Here is a 5171-nt window from a genome sequence, read left to right as displayed (position 1 = left end):
TTACACAAATCTATCTATATTCTCAACTCTTCTTAAAAATTAAAACTTCAAAAGCATGTCATACCATTGAACGCCGCCATGTACTGATTTAGATATACCTTTATTGACATATCCGAACTTTTCATAATAGTGAATGAGTCTTTTCTTGCAAGTGAGAACCATACCCTTTCTACCTGATATTTTTGATAAATCTATTATGTAATTCATTAATTGCAAGGCTATTCCATGGTTACGATATTTTGGTATGACGTCAAGCCCAAAAATTGTCTGATAGTCACCATTTGGAACATGAAGTGTTGAATCTTCATACAACTCATCATAAATTACAGTTCCATTTATAATACAACCATTAATAAATCCAATAATTTTTTTATCTTTTTCTGCTACAAAAAAACTTTCTGAAAATGTATTAAGACGCTGTTTTAAAGATTCTCTTGTAGCTGCCTCTGATTTTGGAAAGCAGATTGCTTCAACTTTTGATATCGCATCCAAATCCTTTAATAATGCCTGTCTGATTATAATATCCATATATATAAATATCTCCTAGTCATTTTGCCTATTTGTAATTTGATTGCTTATAATTAGTGAAATTAAACAAAATGTTAATAATACACAAACAACCCATATTGAATGATCTCCAATATTTATGGTAAAAAAGCCTCCTAAAAAAGCTCCAGATAAAAAAGAGAAAATAATAACAAAATATCTAATGGCTTTTATGATGGATTCATGATTTTTTTGTGTAATTGCAATATAGGCTGCATGTGAGGCTGAACGTAAATTACCGGTACACATAGTAGTGGCAAAAGGTGAACCTACTAATTTTCTAAATGAACAATATTGCAGCGAAGCTGCAAATGAAATAGTAACATTTACAAAAATATTTGACACAGTTCTAGGAACAAATCCTATAATTAAAAATAGTAGTATTTCAATAGTTAGTATTATATATAAAGATAAAGAATTTTTTATAAAAATAATAAAATTCTTATCTTTTATAGTTTCATAGGTCATTACACCAATTATAAAACCTAAAATTGGCATTGATGCATGCAAAAATTGGGCCCAATTTCTTTTGAAAAGTGATATTCCAACCAATACAAGGTTACCTGTCTGGGCATTGGAAAAAACACCACCTCTTCCTACGAAAGTATAGGCATCCAGAAATCCGCCAACTATTGCAAGAAGTATTCCAAGAATCAATGATTCAGAGGTAATAATAGGATAGTGTAAACTTAATTTCTTTTTATGAAATATATGTATTTCTTTAACTGTCAAAATAAATAGCTCCTTTTAATAAAATATAATATTAAAGTATTGTATACTTATATATTATACTTTTGATTTTAGTATATGTATAATACTATTAATATTATATAATTAATAGTATAAAACTATAACGAATTGATTTTTTATAAGAAAGTAGGAAATTTATATGAATTTTCATCAATTAGAATATGTAATAGCAATATCAGAGGAAAAAAGTATTTCAAAAGCAGCAAAAAAATTATATATTTCTCAACCTTCTTTAAGTCAATATATTATCAGATTGGAAAATAATTTAGGAGTAAAATTATTTGATAGAACTACAAACTCTATTAAATTGACTTTTGCAGGGGAGAAGTACCTAAAAACTGCAAAGAGTATTCTCAATCTAAATATCCAATTAAGAAAAGAACTAAGTGATATAGCTGGTTCTAAAAAAGGACGAATTATAATTGGAATACCAATCCAAATAGGAAGGTATATACTACCATTAGTTTTACCTGAATTTAACAATAAGTTTCCAGAGATAAAATTATCAATTCAAGAAGACGTAACCTTGAAATTAGAGCAGATGCTATTGGATGGTAAAATAGACATTGCCATATTAAATCTTCCAATAAAAAATGAAAAAATTTTATATAAAACAGTGTGTAATGAAAGAATATTTCTTGTAGCTCCTAGGAATCACCCCATATGTTATCATAAAAACTCTAAAAGAGATCAAAAATTATATATTAATAGTTTAAAAAATGAAAAGTTTATTTTGTTGAAGCAAGGTCAGAGAATGAGGCTTATTGCAGATATTATATTTCAACATTCGCATTTTAAGCCAAATATTCTTCTTGAACTTACCAATGTTGATACTGCTCATAGAATAGCTGCTGAAGGAATGGGATTTGCTTTTATACCGGAAAATGTCATATGGTTGTTGAATACAGATAAATACAATAATTATTTTTTAATAGATGATATTAATTCTACAATTGTAATAGCCTATAGACAAGGAGAATATATTACAAAAGCGACTTGTGAATTTATTAATATGGTAAAGAGAATTGTACAATTAAATTGTAAATTAAAAGTAAATAATGAAAGAGTATATAATAAAATTTATATTTAAATGGTTAATGTATAAGGGCTTCTATAAATATATTCATTTATAGTAATATATTGACTTTGGCTCAAGTTAGTATTAACATTTTTATATGTGAATTTAAAGTTATATTATACATTTAAGTAGGGGCAATTAAGCCGTTTTCTATATTTGAAAATTTTAGAAAATTAAGCTAGTGATGATACCTACCAGTAATTAGTAGTGACTTTTACAATTGCTGGTTTTATTCATTTTTAATTTATTGAAAGGATAGGAAGCATAATGTTAAAAATTTTGATAGTAGATGATTCAATGTTTTCTCGAAAGATAATTTCCAATTTTATAAAAAAATTTATAGGAAATTTGGATGATATTGAAATGTTCTTTGCCTGTGATGGACAAGAAGGATTTGAAAAATATAAAGATATCAATCCTGATTATATAATTTTAGATTTATTAATGCCTAATTTAAATGGCAAAGAGCTGATAAAATTAATAAAGAAAGATAATAATGATGCAAAAATAGCTGTTATTTCTGCAGATGTTCAAAAAAATGTAAGAGAGGAAATAGAATCTTATGGTATATTGACATTTATTAATAAACCATTTAATCAAAAGAAGGCTGAGAAATTATGTAATATGATGAGGAATGATTAAGATGAATAAAAGAATATTGAGATATGATATATTGAAGGAACTATTTAATATAAGTGTAGGCAAAGCTGCTAGCATGCTTTCAGAAATAACTAATAAAAGAATATTTTTGGATGTACCGAATGTGGAAATATTGAATTTAGAAAATAGAGATCTAAAGATGGAAGACTATTTTCCAATGATAATTGACGGAACCTTAATGATATCATCTATAGCTTTTGAAAAGAAACTTACAGGAAAGGCAAATTTGATTTTTCCTGCAAAAAAAATGAAGAAGTTTGTAGACATATGTTATGGTCAATATGAAGATAATAATCTTTATGATGAAGATTTTACAAATGTAGATTTTGATATTATTAAAGAAATTGGCAATATAATTTTAAATTCCATTATTGGTGAAGTTGGAAATCATCTGGATATTAAATTGGATTATACTCTACCTGAAGTTAAAGTATTTAATACAATAGATTTTAGACGAGATATTAAATATAAAGAGTATAAGAATGTACTTATACTTTATATAACATTTGTAATAGATGAAATAGAGATTGAAGGTGCAGTGGTAATTGATTTAACGCTTCAATCTTTAAAGGAATTAATGGAAAAAATAGATAGTATAGAGGATGAATTATATGGATAAAATTATATCCGATATATTAAATAACATTAATGAAGGATTAGTATTAATTGACCAGAGATTGAATATTTGTATATGGAACAAATACATGGAGTATTTAACAGGTATTAATTCAGAAAATGCAATTAATAATAATATATATGAAATATTACCTAATTTGACCAGAAGATATTTAAAAAACAGTATATCCAATGTAATGGATACTGGACTTAAAATGTTTTTTTCATCATCAATGCATGGGAAATTAGTTAATGATAGGGAAAACTTAAATCTAAAAATAAGTAGGCTTGATTATAATAATTCTAAAGTACTTGTTCTGGAATTTTTGGATGTTACTAATCAGTTTATACAGGTTGACAGATTAAAAAAATATGTGACTAAGTTATGTGAGTTAAATAAGAAATTGAAAGAAAAGGAAGAAGTAATTAAAAATCTAGCCTATTATGACAAATTGACAGGAGCTGCAAATAGGACTTTATTTTATAAGTTTTCAGAAAAATTTTTAAGTGCTGCCAAGAGAAATAATACTATGTTGGGATTGATGTTTATAGACATTGATAAATTTAAAAATATAAATGATACCTATGGACATGAAGTAGGTGATAAAGTTCTTGTTAAAGTAACTGATATACTTAAAAAGGCTACAAGAAAAGATGATGTAGTTACAAGATATGGTGGAGATGAATTCCTTATACTACTACCTCATATAAAGAATTTAACTGATTGTGAAACTATAGCTTGTAGAATACTCAATGCTAAAAATAATGTTATAGATTGTGACAAAAATCAAATATTCATATCATTGAGTATTGGGGTGAGTTTTTACCCGAATGACGGTGATAATATAGATGACTTAATAGCAAAAGCAGACATGGCTATGTATATTGCAAAAAAGAGAGATGGTCAGGATAATTATGTCTGTAATTGATGTCATGGAAAGCTTTTCTGACTATAATTTAAAATATTAAGGGGGATAAAATTCATTATCCCCCAATAATTTTTTTTGGTGCTTAAAACATGGTTAATTTGAAATATTGACTGTTTTTGATTCCATTATGCAAGCTGTGTAATGACAAGGTGAGCTGAAACAGGATTTGTTCCACCAGCCAGAGGAGTGATAGTTAGTGCCACTGCATTACCAGCAGGATTTCTTACAGTTAGTACTGAATTGATGGATGTTGTATTTACAAGAGCCATTTCTACTATCTGAGAAGTACCTGTTGCTCTTCCTACCACTGTATAGGCTAATTCAGCTCCATTAAGAGTTAAAACAAGTTGTCCAGCTTCGGATACACTTACCTGAAATAAAATTTGATAAGTGCCAATTGTAGATAGGTTAAATGTGCTAGGACCAGTACGTGAAATATTAGTTCCACTAGTAGGTCCATCTTGAGGAAAGCTTACATCTGTGCCTGGAGCTACTGTTGCTGCGTTATCAGGAGGCATCAATGCAAAAAAATCTGCAAAGTTTAATATTCCTCCGGTAGCACCAGTAGGACCGGTAGGACCGATATCACCAGT

6 protein-coding genes and 1 pseudogene are annotated in these 5171 nt (G+C 27.7%); 4 read left to right on the top strand and 3 right to left on the bottom strand.

Annotation, left to right across the window (positions count from 1 at the left end; genetic code table 11):
- Positions 1–39: 39 nt before the first annotated feature.
- A complete protein-coding gene (locus KM800_RS14860; protein WP_217813788.1) occupies positions 40–528 on the bottom strand; it encodes a GNAT family N-acetyltransferase in 489 nt (162 codons plus the stop codon).
- A gap of 15 nt (positions 529–543) precedes the next feature.
- Positions 544–1278 carry a YoaK family protein gene (locus KM800_RS14855; protein WP_217813787.1) on the bottom strand — a complete coding sequence of 245 codons (735 nt, stop codon included), beginning with the start codon at positions 1276–1278 and terminating at the stop codon, positions 544–546.
- Positions 1279–1435: 157 nt separating this feature from the next.
- Here KM800_RS14855 and KM800_RS14850 point away from each other — a divergent pair, with 157 nt between their 5' ends.
- From KM800_RS14850 to KM800_RS14835, 4 genes are all read left to right on the top strand, one after another.
- A complete protein-coding gene (locus KM800_RS14850; protein ID WP_217813786.1) occupies positions 1436–2386 on the top strand; it encodes a LysR family transcriptional regulator in 951 nt (316 codons plus the stop codon).
- 255 nt (positions 2387–2641) lie between these two features.
- The gene (locus KM800_RS14845; protein WP_217813785.1) at positions 2642–3016 is read left to right on the top strand and encodes a response regulator; all 375 of its coding nucleotides are present in this window, start codon (positions 2642–2644) and stop codon (positions 3014–3016) included.
- A 1-nt stretch (position 3017) separates the two neighbouring features.
- A complete protein-coding gene (locus KM800_RS14840; protein WP_217813784.1) occupies positions 3018–3653 on the top strand; it encodes a chemotaxis protein CheC in 636 nt (211 codons plus the stop codon).
- Entirely contained in the window at positions 3646–4578 is a 933-nt protein-coding gene (locus KM800_RS14835; protein WP_217813783.1) for a diguanylate cyclase domain-containing protein, read from the top strand. The genes KM800_RS14840 and KM800_RS14835 overlap by 8 nt, the downstream gene beginning before the upstream one ends.
- A gap of 125 nt (positions 4579–4703) precedes the next feature.
- Here KM800_RS14835 and KM800_RS14830 read toward each other — a convergent pair.
- Positions 4704–5171 (bottom strand): annotated as a pseudogene (locus tag KM800_RS14830) (hypothetical protein); the annotation flags it as partial.

The organism is Clostridium tyrobutyricum (assembly GCF_019144085.1).
Classification (GTDB): Bacteria; Bacillota; Clostridia; order Clostridiales; family Clostridiaceae; genus Clostridium_B; species Clostridium_B tyrobutyricum_A.
The sequence above is the reverse complement of the archived record's forward strand: the minus strand, read 5'-3'. Positions and strand labels throughout refer to the sequence as shown.

Bases quoted from the DNA above. Each gene is read 5' to 3' on its own strand.
- KM800_RS14860 (WP_217813788.1), bottom strand. From the start codon at position 528: ATGGATATTATAATCAGACAGGCATTATTAAAGGATTTGGATGCGATA.
- KM800_RS14850 (WP_217813786.1), top strand. From the start codon at position 1,436: ATGAATTTTCATCAATTAGAATATGTAATAGCAATATCAGAGGAAAAA.
- KM800_RS14845 (WP_217813785.1), top strand. From the start codon at position 2,642: ATGTTAAAAATTTTGATAGTAGATGATTCAATGTTTTCTCGAAAGATA.
- KM800_RS14840 (WP_217813784.1), top strand. From the start codon at position 3,018: ATGAATAAAAGAATATTGAGATATGATATATTGAAGGAACTATTTAAT.
- KM800_RS14835 (WP_217813783.1), top strand. From the start codon at position 3,646: ATGGATAAAATTATATCCGATATATTAAATAACATTAATGAAGGATTA.